The 24,466-nt window shown below is 42.7% G+C and carries 23 protein-coding genes; 13 read left to right on the top strand and 10 right to left on the bottom strand.

The genetic code is table 11. From position 1 onward, the window contains the following. Positions 1 to 196: 196 nt before the first annotated feature. A complete protein-coding gene (locus tag FXV91_RS03750) occupies positions 197 to 1,885 on the top strand; it encodes a bifunctional N(6)-L-threonylcarbamoyladenine synthase/serine/threonine protein kinase (RefSeq protein ID WP_229388456.1) in 1,689 nt (562 codons plus the stop codon). Continuing rightward, complete coding sequence (locus FXV91_RS03755) at positions 1,878 to 2,432, top strand: XTP/dITP diphosphatase (protein ID WP_229388458.1); 555 nt, start codon at positions 1,878 to 1,880, stop codon at positions 2,430 to 2,432. The genes FXV91_RS03750 and FXV91_RS03755 overlap by 8 nt, the downstream gene beginning before the upstream one ends. Before the next feature lie 43 nt (positions 2,433 to 2,475). Here the strand turns inward: FXV91_RS03755 and FXV91_RS03760 are convergent, their stop codons facing one another. Continuing rightward, positions 2,476 to 2,835, bottom strand: a complete 360-nt coding sequence (locus FXV91_RS03760; RefSeq protein WP_229388460.1) for a hypothetical protein — start codon at positions 2,833 to 2,835, stop codon at positions 2,476 to 2,478. A gap of 305 nt (positions 2,836 to 3,140) precedes the next feature. Between FXV91_RS03760 and FXV91_RS03765 the strand changes: the two genes are divergently transcribed. Then, positions 3,141 to 3,743, top strand: coding sequence for a hypothetical protein (locus tag FXV91_RS03765; protein WP_229388462.1), 603 nt, complete (start codon positions 3,141 to 3,143; stop codon positions 3,741 to 3,743). A 53-nt stretch (positions 3,744 to 3,796) separates the two neighbouring features. On the opposite strand, the gene FXV91_RS03770 is transcribed toward FXV91_RS03765, so the two are convergent. Next, on the bottom strand, positions 3,797 to 4,525 hold the full coding sequence (locus tag FXV91_RS03770) for a cyclase family protein (RefSeq protein ID WP_229388464.1): 729 nt from the start codon (positions 4,523 to 4,525) through the stop codon (positions 3,797 to 3,799). Between the two features lie 62 nt (positions 4,526 to 4,587). After that, on the bottom strand, positions 4,588 to 4,773 hold the full coding sequence (locus FXV91_RS03775; protein ID WP_229388466.1) for a 4Fe-4S binding protein: 186 nt from the start codon (positions 4,771 to 4,773) through the stop codon (positions 4,588 to 4,590). Between the two features lie 167 nt (positions 4,774 to 4,940). On the opposite strand from FXV91_RS03775, the gene FXV91_RS03780 reads away from it, so the two are divergent. Beyond that, entirely contained in the window at positions 4,941 to 6,002 is a 1,062-nt protein-coding gene (locus FXV91_RS03780; RefSeq protein ID WP_229388468.1) for a radical SAM protein, read from the top strand. Between the two features lie 219 nt (positions 6,003 to 6,221). Further along, positions 6,222 to 6,809: a metal-dependent hydrolase gene (locus FXV91_RS03785; RefSeq protein WP_229388470.1), complete on the top strand. Its 588-nt coding sequence runs from the start codon at positions 6,222 to 6,224 to the stop codon at positions 6,807 to 6,809. Between the two features lie 159 nt (positions 6,810 to 6,968). Here FXV91_RS03785 and FXV91_RS03790 read toward each other — a convergent pair whose 3' ends face one another. From FXV91_RS03790 to FXV91_RS03820, 7 genes are all read right to left on the bottom strand, one after another. Further along, complete coding sequence (locus FXV91_RS03790) at positions 6,969 to 7,517, bottom strand: acyltransferase (protein WP_345945461.1); 549 nt, start codon at positions 7,515 to 7,517, stop codon at positions 6,969 to 6,971. A gap of 176 nt (positions 7,518 to 7,693) precedes the next feature. Continuing rightward, entirely contained in the window at positions 7,694 to 8,827 is a 1,134-nt protein-coding gene (locus tag FXV91_RS03795; protein ID WP_229388474.1) for a DUF362 domain-containing protein, read from the bottom strand. Positions 8,828 to 8,986: 159 nt separating this feature from the next. Beyond that, complete coding sequence (nadE, locus tag FXV91_RS03800) at positions 8,987 to 10,051, bottom strand: NAD(+) synthase (RefSeq protein WP_229388477.1); 1,065 nt, start codon at positions 10,049 to 10,051, stop codon at positions 8,987 to 8,989. A 168-nt stretch (positions 10,052 to 10,219) separates the two neighbouring features. Next, complete coding sequence (locus tag FXV91_RS03805) at positions 10,220 to 11,257, bottom strand: hypothetical protein (protein WP_229388479.1); 1,038 nt, start codon at positions 11,255 to 11,257, stop codon at positions 10,220 to 10,222. Further along, positions 11,238 to 12,716, bottom strand: coding sequence for a class I adenylate-forming enzyme family protein (locus FXV91_RS03810; protein WP_229388481.1), 1,479 nt, complete (start codon positions 12,714 to 12,716; stop codon positions 11,238 to 11,240). The genes FXV91_RS03805 and FXV91_RS03810 overlap by 20 nt, the downstream gene beginning before the upstream one ends. Before the next feature lie 5 nt (positions 12,717 to 12,721). Beyond that, complete coding sequence (locus FXV91_RS03815) at positions 12,722 to 12,967, bottom strand: acyl carrier protein (RefSeq protein ID WP_229388483.1); 246 nt, start codon at positions 12,965 to 12,967, stop codon at positions 12,722 to 12,724. Positions 12,968 to 13,265: 298 nt separating this feature from the next. Next, complete coding sequence (locus FXV91_RS03820) at positions 13,266 to 13,928, bottom strand: hypothetical protein (RefSeq protein ID WP_229388485.1); 663 nt, start codon at positions 13,926 to 13,928, stop codon at positions 13,266 to 13,268. A gap of 1,254 nt (positions 13,929 to 15,182) precedes the next feature. On the opposite strand from FXV91_RS03820, the gene FXV91_RS03825 reads away from it, so the two are divergent. The 8 genes from FXV91_RS03825 (at position 15,183) to FXV91_RS03860 (ending at position 24,399) form a co-directional block, all read left to right on the top strand. Beyond that, positions 15,183 to 15,452, top strand: a complete 270-nt coding sequence (locus FXV91_RS03825; protein WP_048109002.1) for a DUF2551 domain-containing protein — start codon at positions 15,183 to 15,185, stop codon at positions 15,450 to 15,452. 635 nt (positions 15,453 to 16,087) lie between these two features. Next, positions 16,088 to 16,984, top strand: a complete 897-nt coding sequence (uppS, locus tag FXV91_RS03830; RefSeq protein WP_229388487.1) for a polyprenyl diphosphate synthase — start codon at positions 16,088 to 16,090, stop codon at positions 16,982 to 16,984. Between the two features lie 445 nt (positions 16,985 to 17,429). Beyond that, positions 17,430 to 18,218 carry a rhodanese-like domain-containing protein gene (locus FXV91_RS03835; RefSeq protein WP_229388489.1) on the top strand — a complete coding sequence of 263 codons (789 nt, stop codon included), beginning with the start codon at positions 17,430 to 17,432 and terminating at the stop codon, positions 18,216 to 18,218. A 21-nt stretch (positions 18,219 to 18,239) separates the two neighbouring features. Continuing rightward, complete coding sequence (locus FXV91_RS03840) at positions 18,240 to 20,333, top strand: thioredoxin domain-containing protein (protein ID WP_229388609.1); 2,094 nt, start codon at positions 18,240 to 18,242, stop codon at positions 20,331 to 20,333. An 89-nt stretch (positions 20,334 to 20,422) separates the two neighbouring features. After that, positions 20,423 to 20,653, top strand: a complete 231-nt coding sequence (locus tag FXV91_RS03845) for a cytochrome b5 domain-containing protein (protein WP_229388491.1) — start codon at positions 20,423 to 20,425, stop codon at positions 20,651 to 20,653. Positions 20,654 to 20,719: 66 nt separating this feature from the next. After that, positions 20,720 to 21,241: a pyridoxamine 5'-phosphate oxidase family protein gene (locus FXV91_RS03850; RefSeq protein WP_229388493.1), complete on the top strand. Its 522-nt coding sequence runs from the start codon at positions 20,720 to 20,722 to the stop codon at positions 21,239 to 21,241. Positions 21,242 to 21,381: 140 nt separating this feature from the next. Next, positions 21,382 to 23,736 (top strand): PEP/pyruvate-binding domain-containing protein, encoded by a 2,355-nt coding sequence (locus FXV91_RS03855; protein WP_229388495.1) that lies wholly within the window; start codon positions 21,382 to 21,384, stop codon positions 23,734 to 23,736. 102 nt (positions 23,737 to 23,838) lie between these two features. Next, entirely contained in the window at positions 23,839 to 24,399 is a 561-nt protein-coding gene (locus FXV91_RS03860) for an adenylate kinase family protein (protein ID WP_229388497.1), read from the top strand. The last annotated feature ends 67 nt before the right edge of the window (positions 24,400 to 24,466 follow it).

The following is a 24,466-nucleotide window of genomic DNA, read 5'->3' on the forward strand; positions in this document are numbered from 1 at the left end:
AATAAAAAAGCAATTGAAAAAGAGAATCTGAAAAGGAGAACTGAAAAAGAGAAATTGAAAAGGGAAGCTAGAAAAAATAAATCAGAAAGAGGGGCTGAAGAGAAAAAGATTGGGAGAAAAGGGGGATAAACCAGAAATCCTTCAAGGATGTCAGAAAAGCAAATGTATATAACCCTCTCCGGTATTATCGAAGGCAGTGACAGCAAGCAGAGGAAAAGGACTGGAAAGGAGACCGGAAGCCTTGAAAAACACATTCATCCTTGGAATCGAAGGCACTGCCTGGAACCTCAGTGCCGCAATCGTGACCGAGACCGAAATTATTGCCGAGGTTACAGAAACTTATAAGCCTGAAAAAGGCGGAATCCACCCGAGGGAAGCCGCCCAACACCATGCAAAATTTGCAGCAAGCGTTATTAAAAGACTCCTTGCGGAGGCAAAAGAAAAAGGGGTAGAGCCTTCAGATATCGACGGCATAGCTTTTTCGCAGGGACCAGGGCTCGGACCCTGCCTGAGGACTATTGCAACAGCAGCCAGGATGCTTTCCCTGTCCCTTGGAATCCCCCTGATAGGGGTCAACCACTGCATTGCACATATAGAAATAGGGATTTGGAGAACTCCTGCAAAAGACCCTGTTGTCCTCTATGTAAGTGGGGCAAATTCCCAGGTTATATCGTATATGGAAGGGAAATACAGGGTCTTTGGAGAAACCCTTGATATAGGCCTTGGAAATGCCCTTGATAAATTTGCGCGGGGAGCAGGCCTGCCTCACCCGGGAGGGCCTAAAATTGAGGCGTGTGCAAAAGACGCAAAGAGATACATCCCTCTCCCATACGTAATTAAAGGAATGGATCTCTCATTTTCAGGGCTTTCCACTGCTTCGAGCGAAGCCCTGAAAAAAGCTTCTCTTGAGGATGTCTGCTACTCCTATCAGGAAACCGCTTTTGCGATGGTCGTGGAAGTTGCAGAACGAGCCCTTGCCCACACAGGAAAAAAAGAAGTGCTGCTTGCAGGCGGAGTAGGTGCAAATACCAGGCTCCGTGAAATGTTAGACAAGATGTGTGAAGCCAGGGATGCAAAGTTCTATGTGCCGGAAAAACGCTTCATGGGCGATAACGGGACAATGATTGCATACACAGGGCTCCTGATGTACAGGTCCGGAAATACCATCTCCATCGAGGATTCTCGTGTAAACCCGAGTTTCAGGACCGATGATGTGGAAGTGACGTGGATAAAGGAAAAAGAGATGAAAAAGGTCCCTGAAATTTCCCCTGAGGCTTTCTTCAGGATGCCACCCGGAGAAATGCTGGACAACGGGGCTGAAGCTGTTATTTATCTTGAAGAAGGACCTGAAGGAAAGAAAGCACTTATTAAGGAAAGAGTTCCCAAAGTTTACAGGCATAAAGAGATAGATGAGAGGATAAGAAGAGAGAGAAACCGGACAGAAGCCCGCCTTATGTCTGAAGCCAGGCGCGCAGGAGTGCCAACACCGATCATCTATGATGTTGAGGACTTCAAGCTCAAAATGCAGTTCATCGAAGGAGTCCCCATAAAGTACCTCATAAATCCTGAGGTTTCGGAAAAAGTTGGAGAGCTTGTAGGCAAACTGCACAGTTCAGGTATAGTACACGGGGACCTTACCACCTCAAATCTCCTTCTTGCAGGCGAGAGGCTTTACCTTATTGACTTCGGACTTGCTTATTTTGACAAAAGCCTGGAAGCCAGAGGCGTGGATGTTCATGTACTGTTCCAGACCTTTGAGAGCACTCACCGCGACCATGAAACCCTTATTAAAGCTTTCGAAAAAGGATATGCAAGTACTTTTATAGGTTCAGAGGAAGTACTCAGGCGAGTTGAAGAGATAAAAAAGAGGGCTCGCTATGCATAAGATCGTTTTTGTTACGGGAAATAAAGGCAAGTTTGCCGAAATAAAGGAGATCCTCAAAACTTTCGGGATCGAAGTCATTCAGGACAAAAATGGTTATCCTGAACTTCAGGAAGATGAACTTGAACCAATTGCGGCTCATGGGGCCGAGTATGTTGCAAACAAATTGAACATGCCTGTGATGGTAGATGATTCCGGGATCTTCATAAATGCCTTAAACGGCTTTCCTGGCCCCTACTCCCGCTTTGTAGAGGATAAACTAGGAAACCCGAAAGTACTGAAACTGATGGAAGGAGAAAAGGACAGGGCAGCATATTTTAAAACCGTAATCGGATACTGCGAACCCGGAAAAGAGCCTCTGATCTTCCCCGGCATTGTTGAAGGAAGGATCGCATATGAAGAGCGTGGAACTGGCGGCTTTGGGTACGATCCTATCTTCGAATACCAGGGCACGACCTTCGGGGAACTCGGGGACGAAGAGAAAAATAAAGTTTCCCACCGGCGCAGGGCTATCGATAAGTTTCTTGAATGGTTTACCAGCAGGGCGTAAAAACCCTGCACTTTCAGAAGCTGTCGTTTCATTTTTCCGATAGTTACTTTTTCTCTTTTGGTTTATGCTTGAGCAGATCAAGGGCTACACTGAGCTGGTTTAAGCCCAGTTTCAGGGCAATTGTGATTATCTGGTTGTTTGAACTATGTCCGAATTCCCTCTTAATGGAAAAGAGATCCATTATGCACTGCTGATCCAGTACGAGCGGCCCGTCAAGCAGGTCTTTTGAAGTCGGCTTTTTGCTTTTGGCTTCTACTTCCTTTGGCTCGATTTTATGTCCGTTTTCTGATTTTGCAGCCCCACCCGCAACTTTAGATTCTTCAGGTTTCTGCCCGTAGACATATTCCATCTGCTGGAGGCAGTGAGTCAGGCAAACGTTTTGTATAAATTCTTCAACTTCCATACCGTTAAGGGCTGCATACTTTTTGATTTCCTCAAGCTGCTCCTCAGTAAAAGAAATACATAGCAGATTTTCGTCGCATTCCTCGATTATTCCAGACCCTCCTGTGTTTTCCGATGAATTTTACCTTTCATATCATTTTTATCTTTTGATCATTATTTTAGTCAAGCTTTCTTTTATCAGTCGTCTCCTGTTATCCTTTAACCTGTTATTTATCTTCAAGTTTTCCTTTTAGTTATTAGCAGTCAGAAAACTGGCCCCTCCCGTAGAGTAAAAATTTTTATTATGTAAGGATCATTCACAGTTATATGAAAAATTTTATTTCCAACACTATAGCCGCAGATACGATTCCTCTTAAGCTTGTAGTGTATCTTGCGCTTCTGGCTGCAGTAGTGATCCTTCTGGCCCATGCCTGGAATATAGCCTCGCCTGTCCTTCAGGACGCAGAGATAAAAGCCCAGGCAGAAACCGCCTCCCTTTCTCTTCTCTCGATCCAGGAAGGGTACGCCCGTGACTCTGCGGACAGGTATAGCCCTGAGGGAAGTATGTGCACCCTGACCTTTTCTCTCCCGCCATCTGTCAGATATATCAGTTTCGGAGTAGATCCTGATCAGGAATGTAATGGCAACCTGACCGACTCCGAGTGGATCCCTGAAAATAATATCATTATATATCAGTACAAAAACGGAGTTAAAAAAAGAGTACTTCTTGAAGGAAAAACAATCCATTTCATAAAAGGTATCCCGAATTCTGAAGGCGTATGGGTTCCTGCCCGGACTCAGGAGGGCAGTGAAATGCTGTCAGTTGTTGAAGAAAACACGGCAGTGGTAATAGAATACCCTGTCTCAGGCGAGTTCCTGTTTGAAATGGTCACCCTGGACGGCATGAGATATACGATGGCCAGGTTCTGAATATCAGAAAAAAATTAGGAAAAAATCAGGAGTAAGAAATCAGAAGTAAGAAATCAGGAGTAAGAAATCAGTAATGCTCTTGCCGGGGCACCATCACATCCATCAATTTTCAGGGGCAAGCACAGGAAAAAATATATTCCTGTTTCTATTGCGCTGAGGTCAAGGCATTCTACGATGTTCACGTTATTTGAAAGAAGTGTGTGATGAGCAGGCAGGACTTCTGAGGATAGGTTATCAACGGAAAAGCCATCAGTTCCCACTGTTTTGAACCCGTTCCGAACAATCCAGGATGCGGCGCCTGCATCAAGATAAACAGATTCCTCAAGTGGCTCCTCAGGTTCCTTCTCCTTGTCGCTTTCTTCTTCCTGAAGACCTGAACTTTCGGGATGGATTCCTTTCCGGAAAGAAAATCTGGTTTTCAGAAGGAGTATAGGAACACTTTCAGTAATTTTCCGGTCATTGTAAGCCTCATCAAGAATATAGTCTGTCAATGCCCCATTTCTCTGAGAAAAGTCCAGAACAACCGCCTTACCCATAAGGCTCTCTATGTCCAGTCTATCAACTGAAAATCCGTCTTTCAGGATGTGAGATGGCGCATCAACGTGCGTGCCTGTGTGGCTCCCGAAACTCAATCTGGATACTGCACACCCATCCTTTTCGAGAGTACAGGTCATTTCAATTGAAGGTTCCGGATCTCCTGGAAAAATGGGAGTCAAAGAAGAAATTGGGACTGTAATATCTGTGACCTTTCCCTTAACTGGAACTTTTTCCGGGTCAAACATCTCTTTCCACCTTGTCCTGATTTTCTGATTCTGTTCAGCCTCATTACGACGTCATTTTCATATCAGTCCATGTAGATGATGGACCTGTTATTACATTCGTCAATACATTTCATGCAAAGGTTGCACTTTTTAGGATCGATTTTCGCAAGCTCGTTTTCTTCATAAATGGCTCCCACAGGACACACATCCTTGCACTTACCACATCTTTTGCAGCCGAAAACTACGACGTATCCATCCATCTTTGACATCAGTGAACCTTTAGCACCTGATAGATATATTAGTTTCTAAGCCGGATTCGATTAATTTCTAAGCAGGTTAGGAAAATCCCTTTCTATTGGGTTCCCATTCATCATTGGGGAAAGAAGGCATCAGGAAACAAGCCTTATATAGGACAAAAGAATATGCAGTCTCAGGTATGGAAAAGTTCACCGAGGATGAAACAGGCTCTTTTTGCAGTTACCTCTCAGAGGGCTGTAGGCTCTGTCAGCAGGGTGCCAAAATGGTGCTCTTTGTAACGGGCCTCTGCCCTAAAAGCTGTTTTTACTGCCCGCTTTCTGACGGAAGACATGGAAAAGACCTGGTTTTCGCAAATGAAAGGCCTGTAAAAAGCGATGAAGACTTGCTTAAAGAAGCTGAGACTATGGATGCCCTCGGGACAGGGATTACTGGTGGGGAGCCTCTACTTAAGCTGGAGAGAGTCTTGCACTACGTCCGACTGCTTAAGTCCTCTTTTGGGAAAAATCATCATATTCATCTTTATACGTCTCTAGCTCCTGATAGGAAAACCCTTGAAAAGCTGGCAGAAGCAGGCCTTGATGAAATCCGCTTTCATCCTCCGCAGGCATTATGGGGAGAGCTCATGCACAGCCCCTATGCAGATACCCTGCGAAATGCAAAAGATCTTGGAATGGAAACCGGAATAGAAATCCCTTCTCTGGAAGGTGCGGAGAGGGTCGCAACTTTTGCAGAGGAAATGGGAATTTTCCTCAACCTGAACGAACTGGAATTTTCCGATAATAACTCAGAAGCTCTTCTTGAAAACGGGTTTTCCCTGGAATCAGACACTTCCTGTGCCGCTGCCGGTTCCTGCACGCATGCTGAAACAGCTTTCCATGTTTGTAAGAAAGTACATTTCTGTTCTTCGACCTATAAGGATGCAGTCCAGCTGCGCAAAAGATTTCAGAGAATTGCAAAAAACATAGCAAGAGAGTTTGATGAAATCACTGAAGACGGAACTCTCATCTATGGGGTTATCAATGGGGGGAATCAGGAGCTTGCAGAAGAGATCCTCAGGGAGATAGAAGTTCCTGATGAACTTTTCGAAGTAAAAAGCGGAAAAATTGAGATCGCCTGGTGGGTGCTTGAAGACCTTAAGGATGGGCTTAAAGAAGAACTTGAACCTCTTGGAACAAGAATTTTCATTATTGAAAGGCATCCTTTTGAAGACGGGTTACTTGTAGAACTTATTCCTTTATGAGGATATCTTCTCGGGCTTTTTTCCGAATTCCTTTTAAAGAAAACATATCGACACTTATTCAGCGAGCCCAGAGAGGAACAAAATTTTATAGAAGATTGATCAATAGAGATTATAGAGATATCGATCTTCTCAGGTTTGATCAGATTGGAAGATTCTAAAATCTCTTAGATACGTTTCGTGTGAAAAAGATATTTCAAACATTTGAAAAAAGGGTCTCTCATGCCATATCCGGTTGTACATGTTCTGTTTTTTTTGTTTTGCGTCGGCGCTGTAGGTGTATATGCTGCAACAACAGCTCTCTCTCGCAGAGAACTCTCATTTAAAGACTCAAGGAAGCTGTTATTGCTGGCATTCGTAGGCGGTTTATCTACACTGTTTCCGGATATAATGGTTGTATATAATATATTCGTAAACAGCACTTTAGAGCACTGCTCGATTGGCTCGATCCCGACACATTCATTAATGTTCAGTTCTACTGCAGTTCTGTTCGGAGGAGTTGTCGGATATATTGCATATAGGCAGCTCAGCAAAGCAGTATACATGGCAATTTTTGCAGGGTCTGCTTTCCTTACACATCTGCTTTTAGATGATATTGCTGAAGGAGGATGTGCTTATCTTTATCCGCTGTACAATAAGCCTATAAGTGTATTCTCAATAATGGATACCGGGTTCGCAGAAGCTGGCGGCTTGTTTAACTATCTAATAGTATCTCTTGTATCTGTTTTCTGTGTTTTTATTGTAATAATAATGGTATTGTTTGCTCTGAGTCAATTTGGGTTTGAATTCAGTTACAAAGCTGAAAAATGATTCCAAATCGGGTTGATATATTAAACAAAAAACGTCAGGCAAAAATAAAAATTATTGATTAAAAGCCTGTCTTGTGGTCAGGTAATCAGAAATTAATAGTAAAAAAGTTAATAATTGATAAGGAGACAAAAAGAAAAAAAAGATTAAGGGATCTGTAAATCAGTTTTGGAGATCACCCACACCATCGAGCTTTTTGACAACTCGAGCCGGATAACCCAGGGCAAGACTGTTCGGAGAGATGTCACGGCTAACTACAGAGCCAATCCCTATTATCGAGTTTTCTCCGATCTCGACGCCCTGGGTGATTATACATCCTGGATTCACAGAAACCCCACGCCCGATTTTTATGGGAGCTATGGTCCTCGGATACGCCTGTCTTGTGGTCAGGCTGCCTCTTGAATGAGCAGATAGGAAGCAGCGGTCCCCGATTTCAGCGTAATCCCCCACTGTGATCATTTCGGGATGGAGCCTGTCGAAGACCACATCATAACCGACATATACATTTTTCCCAAGGTTCACACCTCGCATTTTATGTAGTTTTGCTCTCCAGGAGGGAACCGGGGCACACGAGGCGAGACGTTCCAGAACCCAGTTTTTAAGATACTTTATCCCGAAGATGAGTTTATTGCTATGGTAGTGATCAGCCACTTCACTGAAAGTTACTTTATCTCTGTTAGATATTACAGCAGTCATGGTAATGCCCCCCATTTTGTGGTGAAAACGCGTGATACTTACTTTTCATTACTCTTCCACCGATAAATATATTTCCTATAGTTAGTCTTGGACTACGTTAATTGAAGTTCGAACCATATTATTGAAATTTGATAATACACAATTTAGAAAGAAGTTTTATTCCATGATTTATCTTATCATGTGATACCTGATCAGGTTTTACTTCGGGTTACAATTTTAAGGAGTAAGGACTTTTTTATTTCTACCGCATCATTAGGGCACAGTTCACGGCAGCAATAACACTGGATACACTTTTCCTGATTAATTTTCAGTGTCCTGCCTATTTCCTCAATTGCATGTGCTGAACAGTTCAAGACACAGGCTTTGCAAAGTGCGCAGCTTGAGGTGTTGATAAAAGGCTTTACAGTCAAATGTTTCCTAAAGGCTCTCATAAGAAAAGAGGGCACCATTGCGGTGGCTCCACCTTCGGACATTTTAAATCTGACTTTCACCTCCTCCAGAGGTACTCCTGCAAGTTCCGGATACCTGGTCCCGATCCCTCTTGAAAGTGCGGCTTTGTTTGTAGGCACCTTCAAAGGATCGATTCCTATCAGTTCGGAAGCAACCATGTCAAGGGCTACACAATCGTAACCTGCCATGACCACTCCTGAAGCTACAGGTGTTCCGTTGGCAGGGCCATTTCCCTCCATCCCGATCACTCCGTCCATAATTGCAAGATGAGGTTTGATTATTGAGTAGATATCAATTATGGCCTCCCCAAAGCGGTCACGGTCTTCCAGAGCATGTGCCTGTTTTCTGATTTTCTGAGGTACAGCTCCAAAGAAGTTTTTGACAGCCCCTGTATAAAGTGTCAATTCATGGGTCTTGAGTTTCGGAAGTGAGATTATCACATCAGCTTCAAGGAATGCTTTTGCGATATACAGGCGTGGAAACTGCCTTGCACCGGGAACAGAGATCTCGGTGTAACCTGAAGTCTCGAAATTGATAAGCTCCACACCGTAAGCTGATGCGACATCTTCAATTCCCGATGCATGAAAAGCCTCCGAAGTTGTAGTAGAACCCGGTTTCACAATCCCTGACCCGTCTCCTATCACCGGGATACCGCCTGCCTCCTTAACCAGTTCACACATTGCAGATACTACTGCAGGATGAGTTGTGACAGCGTCCTCAGGAGCCCGGATAGCAAGCACATTAGGTTTAAGCAGCACGCGCTTACCCGGAGTAATAATATTCTCAAGTCCGCCTATCAGGGAAAGTGACTCTTTAATTGCACTTTTTACGTTTGAGTAGTCGGAGCAGCGTACAATAGAAACTGTGGTGTTCATGCTTATCCATCTGGATTATTAACCGAGATATTATCTTGAACTTTGACTTCAAGCCTCGACTTTGAACTTAAACTTCTGGATTTTCTAGGGTAAAGCCCTCAAATAGTTTTTCTGGCAATTCACCAGCTTACGTTTAGTATAAGGCTTACTCTATGCAGCTTACTTTCCCAGATAATAGACAGGAGGAGTAGCCCGCACATATTCGGTCGTATCCCTTACTCTGTCGATGTGCCTCCAGGCTTTTTCTATAGTATCTCCGGGCAGACCGGTGTTCTTTTCAGTAATCTCTAAGGATAGTTTATGTTCCTTAGCGTACAGCAGCTGGTCCATGATATGCATGGGCATGCGCCAGTAAAATTCCTCATCGGTTGTATAATGGCTCCATGTATCGGCACTTGGCGGACGCTTTATAATTGCCTCATTTACCATGAGGTGTTTTGCCAGGGCATAGATCTGAGTCTTATAGCAGTCTGCAAGAGGCTCGAGGTCGACGCCGCCATCTCCGTATTTCACAAACTGACCAAGGACAAGTTCGGTCTTATTGGTTGTGCCACAAACAACGTAATTCATCTTTTCGGCATACATATACTGGACTATCATTCTGGACCTCTGTTTGACATTCTGCAGGCCAATTAATTCCAGATAATCGTTTGCTTTCAACCTGTACCTGGCAACCGTTTCCCCATCCTTTATCAGCCTGATATACGGAACATTTAACAGCCCCTGATTGAGGAAGTCAGGTAGCACGAGCGAGGTTTTGTGCACCTCGGGGTCGTATTCCGGGCAGGTCCTTTTTATTATCTGTTCCTTTTTGTCGTAGATGCCAAGGGCCTCAATAATTGGAGAAATAGGGACTTCCTCATATGAAACTCCCAGGCTTTCACAGATTTCCGCCCCCAGGGTTCTACTTGAAGGAGCTGACTCTTTTTCAGGGAGGAGAATTCCGTACACGTTTTCCTTCCCGAATTCCTGTACGCAAAGCGTAAGGGCTACAGCTGAATCAATACCTCCCGAAACTCCCAGGACTACCCCCTTTTTCTTAAAAGCGGTAACCTGGTCTCGTATGAAACCCTTGAGCTTTTCAGCAAGCTTATCAGTATCTCTGTTCATTTCATCCATGATCTGTGCATTGATGTAATTTATTGACCCCTCAGTGCTATTTTTGGATAACTTCCCTATATTACTCTCTGTAGTCTGCGCTACGCTACTTCCGATTATCTGCATAGTATTACTCCCCTGATCGATTATTTGTGATGGTAATTGGTTATACGTTTAGGTGATTGGTCACATGTTAAACTTCTATATTTAAACTGCTGGCAATTAGTTATTAATTATCTGACCCTTTGCCTGGATAGTTTTTGCCGAAATAGTTCTTTGCCGGATAGCTGTTGATTAAATTTTAAGCAGGATTTTTTGTGGACTATTTATCTTTAGTTCAAGTTTTTCTGCAGCTTCCTCTATCAGTGGCTGCGATAGTTCCTGGTTAAGTTTTTCCAGCCCTTCTTCCCTTGACATTTCCCCGCTTCGGACAAGCCCTGCTATGTCAAAGGCGTATGGATGGAAGCCATACTTTTCCAGATGGTTATAGCATGCAAAAGAATTCAATGTACAGTTGGTTGAATTGCTGTCATTGAGGTCAGGAGCTTTCCATCCAAGTCCAACTATGGTCTCAAGTACTTTATCTTCGCTGTACTCCCACAGGCAGAGTGGGTGCAAAATGGATGGAGCAATCTCGCCTATATTTTTAATGACCTCGTTTTTAATAAGAAACTGCTCATCTCTGTCATCAATTCCTATTTTTTGCAGCTGCTTTTCAAAGAGGTTCCTTGACCATTGTATGAAATTAGCTGATAGGTTGATTATAGGATTGGGCGACTGTCCTGCTGTAAAAGCAAATATTATAAAAGGTGCTTTCTGCACTATTGCCTGTTCCAGCAGTTTCTGTTTTATTATGCTGATGCAGATATTGCATATGTCGCTTGCCCTGTATTTGGCAAACTTCGGGAACGCGTCACGTGATTCGGCTGCCTTTCGGAAGAGCTCGTACAGGACCTCCTTTTCTATTGTCAGCTTAAAATAGTCGCATCCCGTAATCTCACACATTTTCTTTGCGTTTACCACGGCATAATCTGAAGTAAATCCGTTATCAAACTGGACAGCAAGTACTTTCAGGAATGGGTAGTCTTTTTTAAGTTTGTAAAGTGTGTATGAAGAGTCTTTTCCACCTGAAAGTGCAAATATCACATCATAATTGCCCCTGCCGCTGTATTCCTTAAAGAGCCCTTCAATCCTGTTTAGGTACTGCTCCTTTTCCTGAGAAGAAAGAGGGACATACGTCTCACAGAAATGGCAGGTGCCGCTTTCTTTATTAAATTCTATGCCTGGAATATCCGAGTCCAGAACACACTTTTTACATACTAGCTTTGACATGCTGATACTCCTCTATAATAGACCTGTTGGATATTTTCCCGTTCTCACTTAGCGGAAGATGGTCGATGAAGAGGATCTCCCTGGGGTACAGGTAGCCTGGCAGGTTCTTCCTGCAGAAGGCAAAAATCGCATCAATTTCAGTTCCCTGATTTGGTATAACCATGAGGCTGATTGCATTGCCCATAAGCTCATGGGTTACAGGCACAACAAAAACACTGGAAACCTCACTGTTCTTTTCTATCTCTTTTTCAATCTCTCTCGGGTTAACCCGGTGATCCCCTATTTTTATGAGGTCGTCCTTACGCCCAAGAAGCCTGATATACCCGCCTGGTAATTTCTGTGCCAGATCCCCTGTATGAAGCCACCCGTTGATAACTCTCTTCTCAGTTGCGTCCTCATCATTCAGGTAACCCAGAAGGATATTGTCTCCCCTGGCAACAAGCTCGCCTGTTACATCAGGCTCTACCGGCCTGTTTTCAGAATCAAAGACATCAAGTGTGACTCCAGGAATTGCCTTTCCGATAGTATCGATAAATTCGTCCACATATTCTGCTGGCAGGTAGGCAAGTCTTGCTGTAGCTTCGGTCTGGCCGTACATTGGCAGAATCTGCGTACCCGGACTTAACTCCCTGATACTCCGTACAATAGCCCGGTCCATGGCTCCGCCAGCAGATGCAGCAGTCCTGACATTCGTAAAGGCTTTTTTGAACCTTTCCGGATATCTGAGAAGAATACGATAGGTACTGGGCACTCCATAAAATATAGATACTCCGGATTCTATAAGATTGAAAACAGGGTCTATGAAATTCATTGTTCCGGTATGGATTGACCCTCCAGCTATCAGGTGGGAGTTAATAATCGAATTCCCGAAGGCGTGATGAGGAGAGATTACAAGTGCTGCTTTATCCTCTGGAGTTATGCTCAGAACCTCGATTATTGACCTGGCATTTGAGACCAGGTTTTTATTGCTTAACATAACTCCTTTAGGAGTGCCTGTCGTGCCTGAAGTATAAAGCACCAGCTTCAGTTCGGGATTGTTTCTTTCGAGTATCACTCTTTTACTGCGAGTCTCTACTACGTTATCGTCTGAAACGACGATCACCGTTCCGAAACGCTCAAAAAATCCATCTCCAAATCTCAAGTACTGCTTTCTCGTTGCAATTATATTGTTAATGCATGCAGCGTCAAGGATTCTTTCAAGGCTTAACCCCGGCAATTCTATTGGAAGAGGTATTGCGATGTTGCCTGACCGGTATACTGCCATAAGTATTTTTATGTATTGTGTGCCGGACTCAGCCAGTATTGCAAATCTGCAGTGCTCAAAGTCAGTCAGAGATGAAGCAATTATGCTTATATCCTCATCAAGGCGGCTATAAGAAATAGACTTTTTACCCTCTTCAAGGGCAGTCTGGTGAGGAGTTTTTCTGGCGTGTTCAGTGATATAAGCATCAATTTTCATGCCCCTCACTTCGCCAGTCTGGTTATCAGGTCGGTGATCCCCTGCAGGGAGTCGAAATTCTCGGGAGTCAGCATATCTTCAGGAATTTCGATAGAATATGTTTCACAGATATAGTCTATCAATTCGAGTAAACCGATAGAATCTATGATGCCGTTCTGGGTGAGAGAGTCGCTATCTTTAAGAACAGCTCCCCGCTCCATGAAAGAATTGTCCTTCAAATAATCAAGTATACCATTCTTTATATGTTCCATGTAATCTTACCCCTTAATTAAATTATTAATTGCAAGTAACACACATTTTGTCCATAGTAGTTGAAAGCCCCACAGGTAGTTATGTAATACAACTATATAAATAATTTGAGAGTATATATCCCAGATAAATGTTACTGGAAAAACAAAATAGAAAAGAGCTCAAACGCATCAGGTCATGATACTCGATTCATACGGATTTAGCAGTAACATGACTGGAATTAATTAATGGAACCTATCTATCCGTGTACTACCTTAGAAAGAAATGAACTTTACGCAAAACAGTATCAAACTTTCTACCTTAGTTATAGTTGATTTTTCCAAGTCGACTTATATTAATAGTATATGGATCTGAACTGGTAACGACAGAAAATGTATATTTATTGTCCAGTATGTAAATAGAATAACAGATATTATTACAGTCCGGCTCTTTACCAAGAATGGAAAATATGCTTGCATTAGAAAACTTACAGTAAGCTTCTTTCATGGTCCATGTCTTCAAGAGGTCGGTGCCACTTAATGATTTGTCTATGCATGAAGGTTTTGTTTGAAAGTATTTTAAAGTATTTTTTAGTACCAGTGGTCTTATAACTTCAACATCAATCCCAAGTTCAACCCTGGATATTGCAAGAGTTACAATACTTTCAGAGTAGGATAAGCAGATGTGCAATTCTTTATGGTTTAGTATATGGACTTCTCCATACTCGTCTTTATAAGTAGAGACATCCATGATAGATTTTTTATTAAGAAGACGATATAGAACATGTTTCAAAACCACTCTGGATACAATATATCTTTTTTTGAAATATATGGTTTTCAGTTTTTCCAGATGCTCTTTCTCGATATTATTGAGATATTCCTGATTTAGTATGTCATAATCATCCAGATCAATAAGAAAAATAAGAATATCGTTTCGTTCCCATAAGTAGGGTATATTTTCCAGAGGAACGGAAGAAAGCATCATTAAATTCTCAGTATATATGCAGCTCACAATATATTTACTACAATTGGCTGTATATAAAAATTCATTTCACAACTGGTGAAAAAATACAAAAATCAATTTGATTTTCTATCAGCCAAAAATTCCAAATTCGATGATACTTATTCCACGGAATCTCTAAACACACATAGATTTACTCTGTAGATGTCAGTTTGTTACCTTTCATCCTAAATGTTTCAATCTTTACCCGTTAATTTTTATTTGTTATTTCCTACCTGACTTGATTCATGAGTCTGTTCTGAAACGGCGCTGGTATAAAGAGAGAGTTGATTTGAACAGCAGAAGAAAGCTCCTGCAGGAAAGAATAAAGGAAAGAGAAAAGACTTGATAGGTCAGGGCAAATTCTCTCTACATTCTCCAAAACTCAAACCGTAAGACAGGAAAAAATGGTCACTAGCTGTTTCAGGATAAGTTTCAGGATTACACATGCCAGACGACGTTAACATATAATCTTGTTCTTGTAGCAGCTCACTTTTTTACGACTATTCACAAACCACTTATCTCAGAAGAGCCCTGGATAACCCCAGATAAATATAATCAATAAGATTCAGGTTGCTTGTTCAGGTAACTTTAACAAGGGAACTTAGACTATAATTTATACTTCGAATTTATACTTCTAATTCATACTTTGAATCCATACTTCGAATTTATACTTCTAATTCATACTTTGAATTTATACTTCTAATTCATACTTTGAATCCATACTTCTAATTCACACTCTAATTATCTTTTGCCGTCTTTCTGCTTGCAGGCTGAACTGGTAACATTAGTTCAAAATTGTTTCCATCAATTCTAATGTAAACTACTTATACATAAGATCTTATTCTGCAATACTAATGGATCTTCAAGCAGGGATCATTTCAGTATAATAACTGACAGTTAACCTTCACCACTCCCTGTTATTATGAAGTTGAAGGTTAGACAGATAAAGACTATGAGGTTTCATCCTTTTCTGAATTGATCGGTGGATCTGCATAACATATCTGGATATCCATAATATACTTCAATATAAATATTTAAAAAAAAGTAATCCTAAAATATATAAACGATAAGGATATAGGGTATTCGATTCTTAGCGCCCTTACGTAAGGGTTGCATCTGTTTGGAAATAACAACCAGAATGAGATGAATACAGCATAAAAAAGAATATAGTTTAAATTATCATTAAAACTGAGGTGTCCGAAACTGCAGACTGCGGAAGAAAGGGTAAGAGCGAGATTGATAAAGTATCTCGGCAGGGATGAAAACGGGATACGCAAGGTTGTGCTCAATCTCTTCCTGACCGGAGACAAGTTCACCACCGGTGAAGTTTATGACTACCTTGATAAAGGAAACTTCGAGGTAAGCTACCGGGGAGTGTCAGCCATGGTCGGGCTTATGAATACGAGACTCGGGATCCTGAGCATAAATGTCACCGGGGATCACAACGTTTATTCCCTGAAAGAAAGTTACAAAAACATTGTCGGCTCTGTTCTTGAGAACTACTGAGCCGCCTTAGTGCTGTAAATCCTGTTTTTCGTGTGACGAGAACTTCACAAATTCCCTGTTCTACTCTGCTGAAACACAGATAAATCAAGTGAACTGCAGGTTTAAAAGCTCTATTGAAAACTCCTTTTTTCTGGAGATAAAAACAGGTATATCAAAAATGAGTTTCCGGTTAAAATCAGCATCAAAAACTTTAGCCTCTCCTCGGAGTTGATACCCTGCTCCTGGCTCTTTGAAAACAGGATGATCATCTTGACGGGTTTGAAAAAAGTTAATATAGTTAGTTGTTATACTTAATTACGATTCCTGTTAATATATCATATGGCTTTTTTATTCACCTGTACTATTATATAATAGCATAAAACAAAGCTTGACTATTTCAATTTAGCAAATTTATGAGGCAACTGAAGTAAAAATTGAAATATAATAAATAAACCTGAGTATAACGAATAAAGCTAGACAGTAAAACCCTTTAAGAAAAAAATTAAAGTTTTGGTCTGAGGAATATTAAATTCCATACCACAAAAAATGTATATGAATATTCCTGTTACTTATGTATACTGCCAGGGGGAAAACAGATAATTAGCCTGAAAATAGAATCGTGGAATACGGGGGCCTTCCGGGCAGGGCTTCGCTTCATGAAAAACCGGGCTTTCGGCATATTCTACCAGAAGTATGAGCAGATGCTTGAGAAGGAGATTTTAAGATCTGAAATCCCTGACCACATAGCTGTAATTATGGATGGAAACCGCAGATATGCGGGGCAGCTGGGAAAAGCTCGAAGTTTTGGGCACGCTATGGGAGCAGAAGTTACTGAACAGGTTATTGAATGGTGTTATGAGATAGGAGTAAAACAGCTTACACTTTATGCCCTTTCTACGGAGAATTTTCACCGTTCGGAAGAAGAAGTTGATGGACTCTTCAATCTGATCAATGAAAAGTTTTTAAAACTTTATAGCGACAAAAGAACCTACGAAAAAGAAATGCAGGTCAGGGCAATAGGAGACCGGGCAAGACTACCGGCTTTTCTTAATGAATCAATTGAAAAAATTGAGAAAGCCACCGAACACCATAAGAAGTTTAACCTGAACGTGGCCATTGCTTACGGAGGCAGGCAGGATATAATGCAGGCGGTGCGGGATATTGCAGCCTGCGTATCGAGTGGAAAACTTTCTCTTGAAGATGTTGATGAAAACCTGATCTCAAAACACCTTTACCCTGCTCCGGGAGTATCAGTCCCGAATGTGGATCTGATCGTCCGCACCGGCGGAGATGAGAGAGTCTCAAACTTCCTGCCATGGCAGGCTAACGGAAGCGAGTGTGCAACTTACTTCTGTGCTCCTTTCTGGCCCGAATTCCGAAAGATCGACCTCCTTCGTTCGATCAGAATATACCAGGCGCGAAAAGACGAAAAAAAGCGCGAACACTCATACCGCGTCTCAAAAGTTATAAATTTCCTCAGGGTAGGAAAATGCGGGGAAAAAAACGAAGAACTCGGACAACTTCTGCCAATAAAAAAACAGGGAGTATCCTGAGGGATTAAATATCTATGAAGGGTCGACGCGGGTCGACATATAACTAAAAAGTTTCAATAGTAAGGGAAAACTAAATATGGGAAACTCACAATGTCCTTGCTAACCTGTAAATATAGACTTACATCATAAACTTTTTTAACATTTCGCGAATTTCATACTTCTTTTATGCTTCTTTCTTTTCAAAATTGCCTTTCTGATCTATCAGCCTGCTAGAAAATAGCCCCAGTAGCACCGATATATTGATATTCCGGTGAGAGCTATGTAAATTGGGGAAAGTTTGGCTATATATGATTTTCAATTTCCATGAGTATCAGATTCCTCTGAGAACTTATTGCATACCCATAAAAGTAAAAACATCCATCGATGGGATTAAAGCTATCCGGCAAGATTATCCGGTAAAGGATCAAATACATTGTAGCTACTTATATGGATAAGGGGAGTTATTATGGATACTTTTAAAGAGTTTAATCCTTACTCCTGTGGGGCACATATTTTAAAGTTCAGAGGAGTGGATGGTGCTGTACATGCCTATCTGGCACAGGGCCATTTTAAGGATTATTTAAAATTATTGGAAAGACGAAAAATAAAACTCTTGAGAGCTGAAAGCATCTACTTCTGTCCGGGAGATGTTTCAGGAGCTTCTGCCCTGAAAACCCTCAAAAGCTGCAAATATGCAATGAATGAAATAAACTCTTTAAGGACCGAAGTAAGAGAAAAAATGAGTTTTCAATTCAGAATTTACGGAAGAAATGAGAATTATAAAATGACAGAGGAACTGAAGGTTGGATCTGCAAGCTGGATGAAAAAAATTCTTAAACCCGGAGATTCTGTCATCCGAAGATCCCAGGCCTCCAGAGAAACCAGCGAGTCCGGTAGCTCAGGTGCAGGAAAAGCCGCATCCAGAAGGGAAGAGGGTTCGAGTACAAAAACCATTTCGGCCTCTGAACTGCAGAAGGAACTTGATTCTGGCACTTCGTTTCTTATCCTTGATGTAAGAGAGGAAAATGAGCTTTCCGGAAAACTGGGGCATCTGGAAAACTCGGTAAATATTCCTGTCGGAAGCCTGGAGAACAGGGTTCTGGAACTTGAAAATGAGAAAAATAGGGAAATAGTAGTTGTATGCCGTTCAGGTATGCGTGCGATCAGAGCTGCTGAGATTCTTGCCCGAAACGATTTTGAGAAGGTAAAGATCCTGAGAGGTGGCATGATTGCCTGGCGGGATCTGCAAGCTTGAGGAGACTCAGGAGGAATTGTACTGGGAAAAGAACAAAGAAAACCTAACCGCCTGATTAACGAAAAAAGTCCTTATCTTCTACAGCACGCCTATAATCCTGTGGACTGGTATCCCTGGGGAGAAGAGGCTTTTGAAAAAGCCAGAAAAGAAAACAAGCCTGTTTTTCTCTCAATTGGATATTCTACCTGCCACTGGTGCCATGTAATGGCACATGAGTCTTTTGAAGATGAAGAAGTTGCAAAACTGATGAACGATGCTTTCGTTTCTATAAAAGTAGATAGGGAGGAACGACCTGATATCGACAATATTTACATGACTGTTTGCCAGATTATCCTTGGGAGAGGGGGCTGGCCTCTTAATATAATCATGACTCCTGGCAAAAAACCGTTTTTTGCAGGCACATACATTCCGAAAAAGTCCCGTTTCAATCAGACAGGAATGCTGGAACTGGTACCCAGAATAAAAGAAATCTGGAACCAGCAACACGAAGATGTACTGGATTCAGCGGAAAAGATCACATCTACTATCCAGAATATAATTGTGGAATCTGCAGGGGAAGGACTCGGTGAAGAGATAATTGAAGAAGCTTATGACGAAATGCTGAATTCTTTTGATACGGAATACGGAGGTTTTGAAGGAGCCCCAAAATTCCCGACTCCGCACAAAATTTCGTTTTTGCTCCGCTACTGGAGGCGCAGCGGAAACCCTGAAGCCCTTCAGATGGTAGAACATACACTGGACAATATGCGCAGGGGAGGGATCTATGACCATCTGGGATCGGGTTTCCATCGATATTCCACGGACAATATGTGGGTCCTGCCTCACTTTGAAAAAATGCTCTACGACCAGGCTCTTACCGCAGTTGCATACACTGAAGCCTATCAGGTTACCGGAAAAGAGCTGTATAAAGAAACAGCAGAAGGAATTCTGGATTACGTGTTAAGAGACCTCACATCTCAGGAAGGCGGGTTTTACTGTGGGGAAGATGCGGATGTCGAAGGAGAAGAAGGAAAGTACTATCTGTGGACCATAGAAGAGGTCAGGAGTTTACTTGGCCCTGAGGATTCCGAATTGATTATTAAAATGTTTAACGTTCAGGAAGGGGGCAACTTTGAAGAAGAGATAAGGGGAAGGAAAACCGGAACAAACATATTATACATGGTCCGCTCTCCGGGATCCCTTGCAGCCGAACTTAAGATGCCCGTAGAAAAAGTTGAACAACGGGTAAAAGATGCCAGAGAAAAACTCCTTGCAGCCAGGTACGAGCGCAAAAGACCTTCGATGGACGACAAAATCCTGACCGACTGGAACGGGCTTATGATTGCAGCCTTTGCAAAAGGTTTCCAGGTTTTCGGAGAGCAAAGGTATCTGAAAGCTGCAGAGAAAGCCGCGGATTTTATTCTTAAAACCCTTTATAGTCCCGACAGCAGGCTACTTCATCGTTACAGGGAAGGAGTTGCAGGAATTTCCGGAACTTCCGATGACTACGCCTTCCTGACACAGGGGCTACTGGAACTTTATGAGGCAGGGTTTGAACTGCGTTACCTCAAAGCAGCCGTTTCCCTGAATGGAGAGTTGCTTGAACACTTCTGGGACCCGGCTAACGGGGGACTCTATTTCACAGCTAACGACAGCGAATCCCTGATATTCAGAAAAAAAGAGTTCACAGATTCAGCGATTCCATCCGGGAACTCAGTTGAAATGTTAAACCTTCTGCGCCTCTCCAGAATAATTGCAGATCCTGAGCTTGAGGAAACTGCTGATAGGCTCGAACGTGCATTTTCAAAGTTGATTAGAAAAGTGCCTTCGGGGTATACCCAGTTTCTCTCTGCCTTTGATTTCAGGCTTGGGCCTTCTTATGAAGTGATAATTTCAGGAAAAACCGAGGCTCCGGATACAGCACATATGCTGGAAGAGCTCTGGAGCTACTTCGTGCCTAATAAGGTGCTAATTTTCAGGCCCGAAGGAGAAAATCCCGAAATTGCAGACCTGGCAAAATACACAAAAGAACAGTTCCCTATTGGGGGAAAGACAACTGCATATGTCTGCCAGGATTATGAATGCCAGCTTCCAACCACCGAAATCAGCGAGATGTTAAAAATGCTTAATGTTTAAGGTTCGTATTCAAGCCGGATGCAAACCTGAGGAATACTGTAAAAACCTAATAATTACTGCAAAATTAAAGAAATGTGGAGGAATGGAAAATGAAAGAATACACACTGGAAGAACTTTCAGAGTACAATGGTAAGAACGGCAAGGCTTACATCGCATATGATGGTCAGGTATACGATGTATCAGACAGTTATTTATGGGAGGATGGCACTCACCAGGGGCTCCACGAAGCAGGAGAGGACCTTACGGAAGCAATGGATGAAGCACCTCACGGCCCTGAAACGTTTAAGGACTACCCTGTTGTGGGAACTCTTAAAAAGTAATCTGTTTTTTAACAGATCGTAACTTTTCAAGTGAAAAGAGAAATAGTGAATTAGGGAGCTGTGACTGTGAAAGATGAAATCGCATCGGTTATCCCTCACGAACCGGAAGAGGGAGTAGGGGAAACTTTTGTAGAAAAAATAGGACTTGAGAAAGAAGAGTGTCTCGGAAGGTTGAGGAAGTTTTTTGAGTCCCAACCCCTTGCTGTTCTGGCGACTCAAAACGGAACGGCACCTTATTTAAGTCTCGTTGCCTTTGCCTCGAATGAGAGGCTTACGTATATTCTTTTTTCAACTACCAGGGCTACAAGGAAGTACTCAAACCTGATGGCAAACCCTGAAGTATCTCTGTTGATTGATAACCGGAAGAATAAGATAGAGGATTTCCGGGATGCAATGGCAGTAACAGCCCTGGGTAGGGTTGAACCTGTAGAAGATTTCGAGCTAAGCATAATGAAAAAAATTTATTTGATGAAGCACCCGTACCTTGAGGATTTTCTGCACTCTCCTACAACTGCTTTTCTAAAAATCAGAATAGAAAAGTACATCGTAGTTACCCGTTTCCAGCATGTTGTAGAAGTTTCGGTCTGACTGCTTTTCCAGTCAGAGCTTTTTATTTTCCCGGTAGAATATATCCTTTTTTTGTATCCTCTTTTTGCCCTGACAAATGAAATGATACCGGGAAAGTATCAACCCGGATATGGAGGGCAGGATAAAGTAAAAATACGAAATTGGGGGGGCAAACTACGAGAAGGTGGCTTATACCTATAGAAGAGACCTGGGGGAATACCGGAAAAGCCTGCGGAGGAAAAGCTTCTGTACTGGGCGCCCTGCAGAGGAAGGGACTGACTGTCCCGGCAGGTGTTTGCATTTGCACTGCAACGTACGAAACATATCTTGACAGGACAGGGCTAAGAGGAAGAATTCTTCTTGAGCTCAGCCGAAAGCCTTTTGAAGAAATGCGCTGGGAAGAACTCTGGGACATTTCGGAAAAAATCAAGCACATGTTCATAAGGACTCCCTTTCCCGGGGAAATGGAAAAAGAACTGGAAGAAGGGCTTGCCAGTTATTTTGGAGGCAAAGCAGTCGCAGTCAGGTCTTCTGCCCCCGGGGAAGACAGCGCAAAGACTTCTTTTGCAGGTGTTCATGCCTCATATGTAAATATCCATGGAGCCAGGGCTATCCTTCGGCATCTCCGCCTTGTCTGGGCTTCCCTCTGGTCGGATGCGGCTCTCCTGTATCGAAAAGAAATGGGGCTTGATATCCTCAGCAGTACAATGGCCGTGCTGGTACAGGAAATGATAGAGGGAAGGGTATCCGGAGTCGCTTTCGGGAAGAATCCGGATAACGAGTCCGAAGCCATTATCGAAGCTGTATATGGGCTTAACAGGGGGCTTGTTGACGGCACTGTGGAGCCTGACCGCTGGATCCTTTCCAGGCAGACAGGAGGCATAAAAACTTACACGCCGGCTAAAAGGGAAAAAGCGATATTTGCAGGAAAAGAAGGTACGGAACTTAAAGCCCTGCCTGAGGTTTTTCAAAAAAACCCGCCTCTTACCCATGCTGAAGTCCTGGAAATCTTTAAACTGGCCCGGAGAACAGAAAAGCTGCTTGGAAGCCCCCAGGACATAGAGTGGACCTTCAGAGGATCAGCTCTTTATATTCTCCAGGCAAGATCGATAACAACCTTCCTGCAGGAAGACAGGGACGAAAAGAGGCGCTGGCACCTGAGTCTCAGGAGAAGTTTCGAAAATCTCAAGGGGCTCAGGAGAGCCATAGAGGAGAAATATGTCCCGGCCATGCAGGCAGAGGCCCGTGAACTGGAAAGAGAAAAAATTGAAAGACTGTTAGATTCTGCTCTCGCGGGGGAAATAGAAAGAAGAGCTGAAATTTACAGGAAATGGTATGATATTTACTGGGAGGAGTTCATACCTTTTGCTCACGGAGCCCGTCTTTTTGGAAAAGTCTATAATGAAACCGTAAACCCGGAAGACCCCTATGAGTTTGCAGACCTCCTTTCCGGAACTGAAATGTTGAGTCTCGAACGTAACAGGAAACTTGAGGAAATCTCCGAAAAGCTCCGGAAGAGTACGGAACTCATAAAGGTGATAAAGGAACGAATTCAAGCTGAAGAAATTTTCCCGGAAAAAGAGAATGTGGATGATACTGGGATCGGACATGAGGGTAAAACTGAACCTGCAGACACAAAAGGGATTGAGCTTGAGGAGAAACCGGAAATTAAATCTGAGCAGAAAGCTGTAAATGAACTCGAAGAGGAAATTGACTTATTCATATCCAGATACGGCGGGAGCTATTCTGAAAGCCCCGGGACAAAAAAAGGCATTTACAGGTTACTCCTTGAGATAGCTCTCTATCCTCCTATCCCAGTGTCTGCAGAAAGTAAGAGCAATAACCGTATACAGCACCTGAAAGAAAAATTTCTCACCGGTTTCGAAGGCAAAAATAAACAGTGTGCAGCCGAACTGCTTGACCTCGGCCGGGCAAGCTACCGTCTCAGGGATGATGACAATATCCATCTCGGGAAAATAGAGGCTGAACTCAAACGGGCGTTTTTTGAAGGCAGAAAACGGATAATTGAAAGGGGTTCTGGAGAAGTCAGGCTTCCGGAAGATCAGGTTTTTTATACACGGGAATTCGCTGCAGAGCTTATAAAAACTCTTCGAGACCCTTCTTATAACCCGGAATGGAAAAAACTCCTGCCGAAGCCAAAACCTCTCCGAGAAAAGGTAAAGCCAAGGCAGCTCCTGGGAAACCCTTCCGGGCGAGGAGTAGCAGAAGGAGTTGCAAGGGTTATCCTGAAAGAAACAGATATTTTCGACCTGAAAGCAGGGGAAATCCTCGTCTGTGACGCCATAGACCCAAATATGACTTTTATAGTGCCCCTGTGTTCTGCAATTGTGGAGCGCAGAGGAGGAATGCTAATCCATGGAGCTATCATTGCAAGAGAATATAGGATCCCCTGCGTTACCGGCGTCCCGGATGCAACAGAACTCATAAAAAACGGGGACTACCTGGCAGTGGACGGATACCTGGGGATCATCACGGTGTTGAAGAGACGGGAATAAACAAAATTCCGAAAAATCCTTAATTCGCGGTCTCAAAATCAGCAAGTCAGCCCACCTTAACCGGGATTAATTATAACTGCGATAAACCCTATTTCCCTCTCCATGCTCATAGGACTCACAGGTACGCCAGGTACGGGAAAAACCTCGGTAAGTAAGCTTCTCGAGAAAAGAAGGCATTGGAAAGTGATTCACCTTAATGATCTGATCAAAGAAGAACACCTCTACACCGAGGTTGATGAAAAAAGGGACTCGGTAGTAGCGGATATGGAGCTTATCCGAAGCCGCCTTCTTGAGCTTACCGATGAAATGGAAAAGGAGTCAACAAACAAAGTGATAATTCTTGAAAGCCACCTTGCCCACTACATAACAGACATTGCAATCGTGCTCAGGGCTTATCCACCAGAACTAAAAACAAGGCTTGAGAAGCGCGGGTACTCTGAAGAAAAGGTAAATGAAAACGCAGAAGCTGAATCAATTGATTTGATTCTTGCAGAAGCTTTTGAATGGTGCGACAAAATTTTTGAAGTAAATACAACTGGCAGGACTATAGAAGAGACTGCAGGAGATGTTGAGAAAATTATAGACTCTCTTCTGAGCGGAAAAGAAGAGGAACTGCAAGAATACATCCCTGGCTCCCTTGACTGGATAGATTCAGTACCCTGAAAGAAAGTATTGCTAAAGAAAACTGCTAAAAGAAACTAAAAGAAACTAAAAGAAACTAAAAGAAACT

Source organism: Methanosarcina sp. DH2 (assembly GCF_020804225.1).
GTDB lineage: Archaea > Halobacteriota > Methanosarcinia > Methanosarcinales > Methanosarcinaceae > Methanosarcina.

Excerpts from the sequence above, each read along its gene's own strand:
- FXV91_RS03755 (WP_229388458.1), top strand. The coding sequence starts at position 1,878 with ATGCATAAGATCGTTTTTGTTACGGGAAATAAAGGCAAGTTTGCCGAA.
- FXV91_RS03760 (WP_229388460.1), bottom strand. The coding sequence starts at position 2,835 with ATGGAAGTTGAAGAATTTATACAAAACGTTTGCCTGACTCACTGCCTC.
- FXV91_RS03765 (WP_229388462.1), top strand. The coding sequence starts at position 3,141 with ATGAAAAATTTTATTTCCAACACTATAGCCGCAGATACGATTCCTCTT.
- FXV91_RS03770 (WP_229388464.1), bottom strand. The coding sequence starts at position 4,525 with ATGTTTGACCCGGAAAAAGTTCCAGTTAAGGGAAAGGTCACAGATATT.
- FXV91_RS03775 (WP_229388466.1), bottom strand. The coding sequence starts at position 4,773 with ATGTCAAAGATGGATGGATACGTCGTAGTTTTCGGCTGCAAAAGATGT.
- FXV91_RS03780 (WP_229388468.1), top strand. The coding sequence starts at position 4,941 with ATGGAAAAGTTCACCGAGGATGAAACAGGCTCTTTTTGCAGTTACCTC.
- FXV91_RS03785 (WP_229388470.1), top strand. The coding sequence starts at position 6,222 with ATGCCATATCCGGTTGTACATGTTCTGTTTTTTTTGTTTTGCGTCGGC.
- FXV91_RS03790 (WP_345945461.1), bottom strand. The coding sequence starts at position 7,517 with ATGGGGGGCATTACCATGACTGCTGTAATATCTAACAGAGATAAAGTA.
- FXV91_RS03795 (WP_229388474.1), bottom strand. The coding sequence starts at position 8,827 with ATGAACACCACAGTTTCTATTGTACGCTGCTCCGACTACTCAAACGTA.
- nadE (WP_229388477.1), bottom strand. The coding sequence starts at position 10,051 with ATGCAGATAATCGGAAGTAGCGTAGCGCAGACTACAGAGAGTAATATA.
- FXV91_RS03805 (WP_229388479.1), bottom strand. The coding sequence starts at position 11,257 with ATGTCAAAGCTAGTATGTAAAAAGTGTGTTCTGGACTCGGATATTCCA.
- FXV91_RS03810 (WP_229388481.1), bottom strand. The coding sequence starts at position 12,716 with ATGAAAATTGATGCTTATATCACTGAACACGCCAGAAAAACTCCTCAC.
- FXV91_RS03815 (WP_229388483.1), bottom strand. The coding sequence starts at position 12,967 with ATGGAACATATAAAGAATGGTATACTTGATTATTTGAAGGACAATTCT.
- FXV91_RS03820 (WP_229388485.1), bottom strand. The coding sequence starts at position 13,928 with ATGATGCTTTCTTCCGTTCCTCTGGAAAATATACCCTACTTATGGGAA.
- uppS (WP_229388487.1), top strand. The coding sequence starts at position 16,088 with ATGAAAAACCGGGCTTTCGGCATATTCTACCAGAAGTATGAGCAGATG.
- FXV91_RS03835 (WP_229388489.1), top strand. The coding sequence starts at position 17,430 with ATGGATACTTTTAAAGAGTTTAATCCTTACTCCTGTGGGGCACATATT.
- FXV91_RS03845 (WP_229388491.1), top strand. The coding sequence starts at position 20,423 with ATGAAAGAATACACACTGGAAGAACTTTCAGAGTACAATGGTAAGAAC.
- FXV91_RS03860 (WP_229388497.1), top strand. The coding sequence starts at position 23,839 with ATGCTCATAGGACTCACAGGTACGCCAGGTACGGGAAAAACCTCGGTA.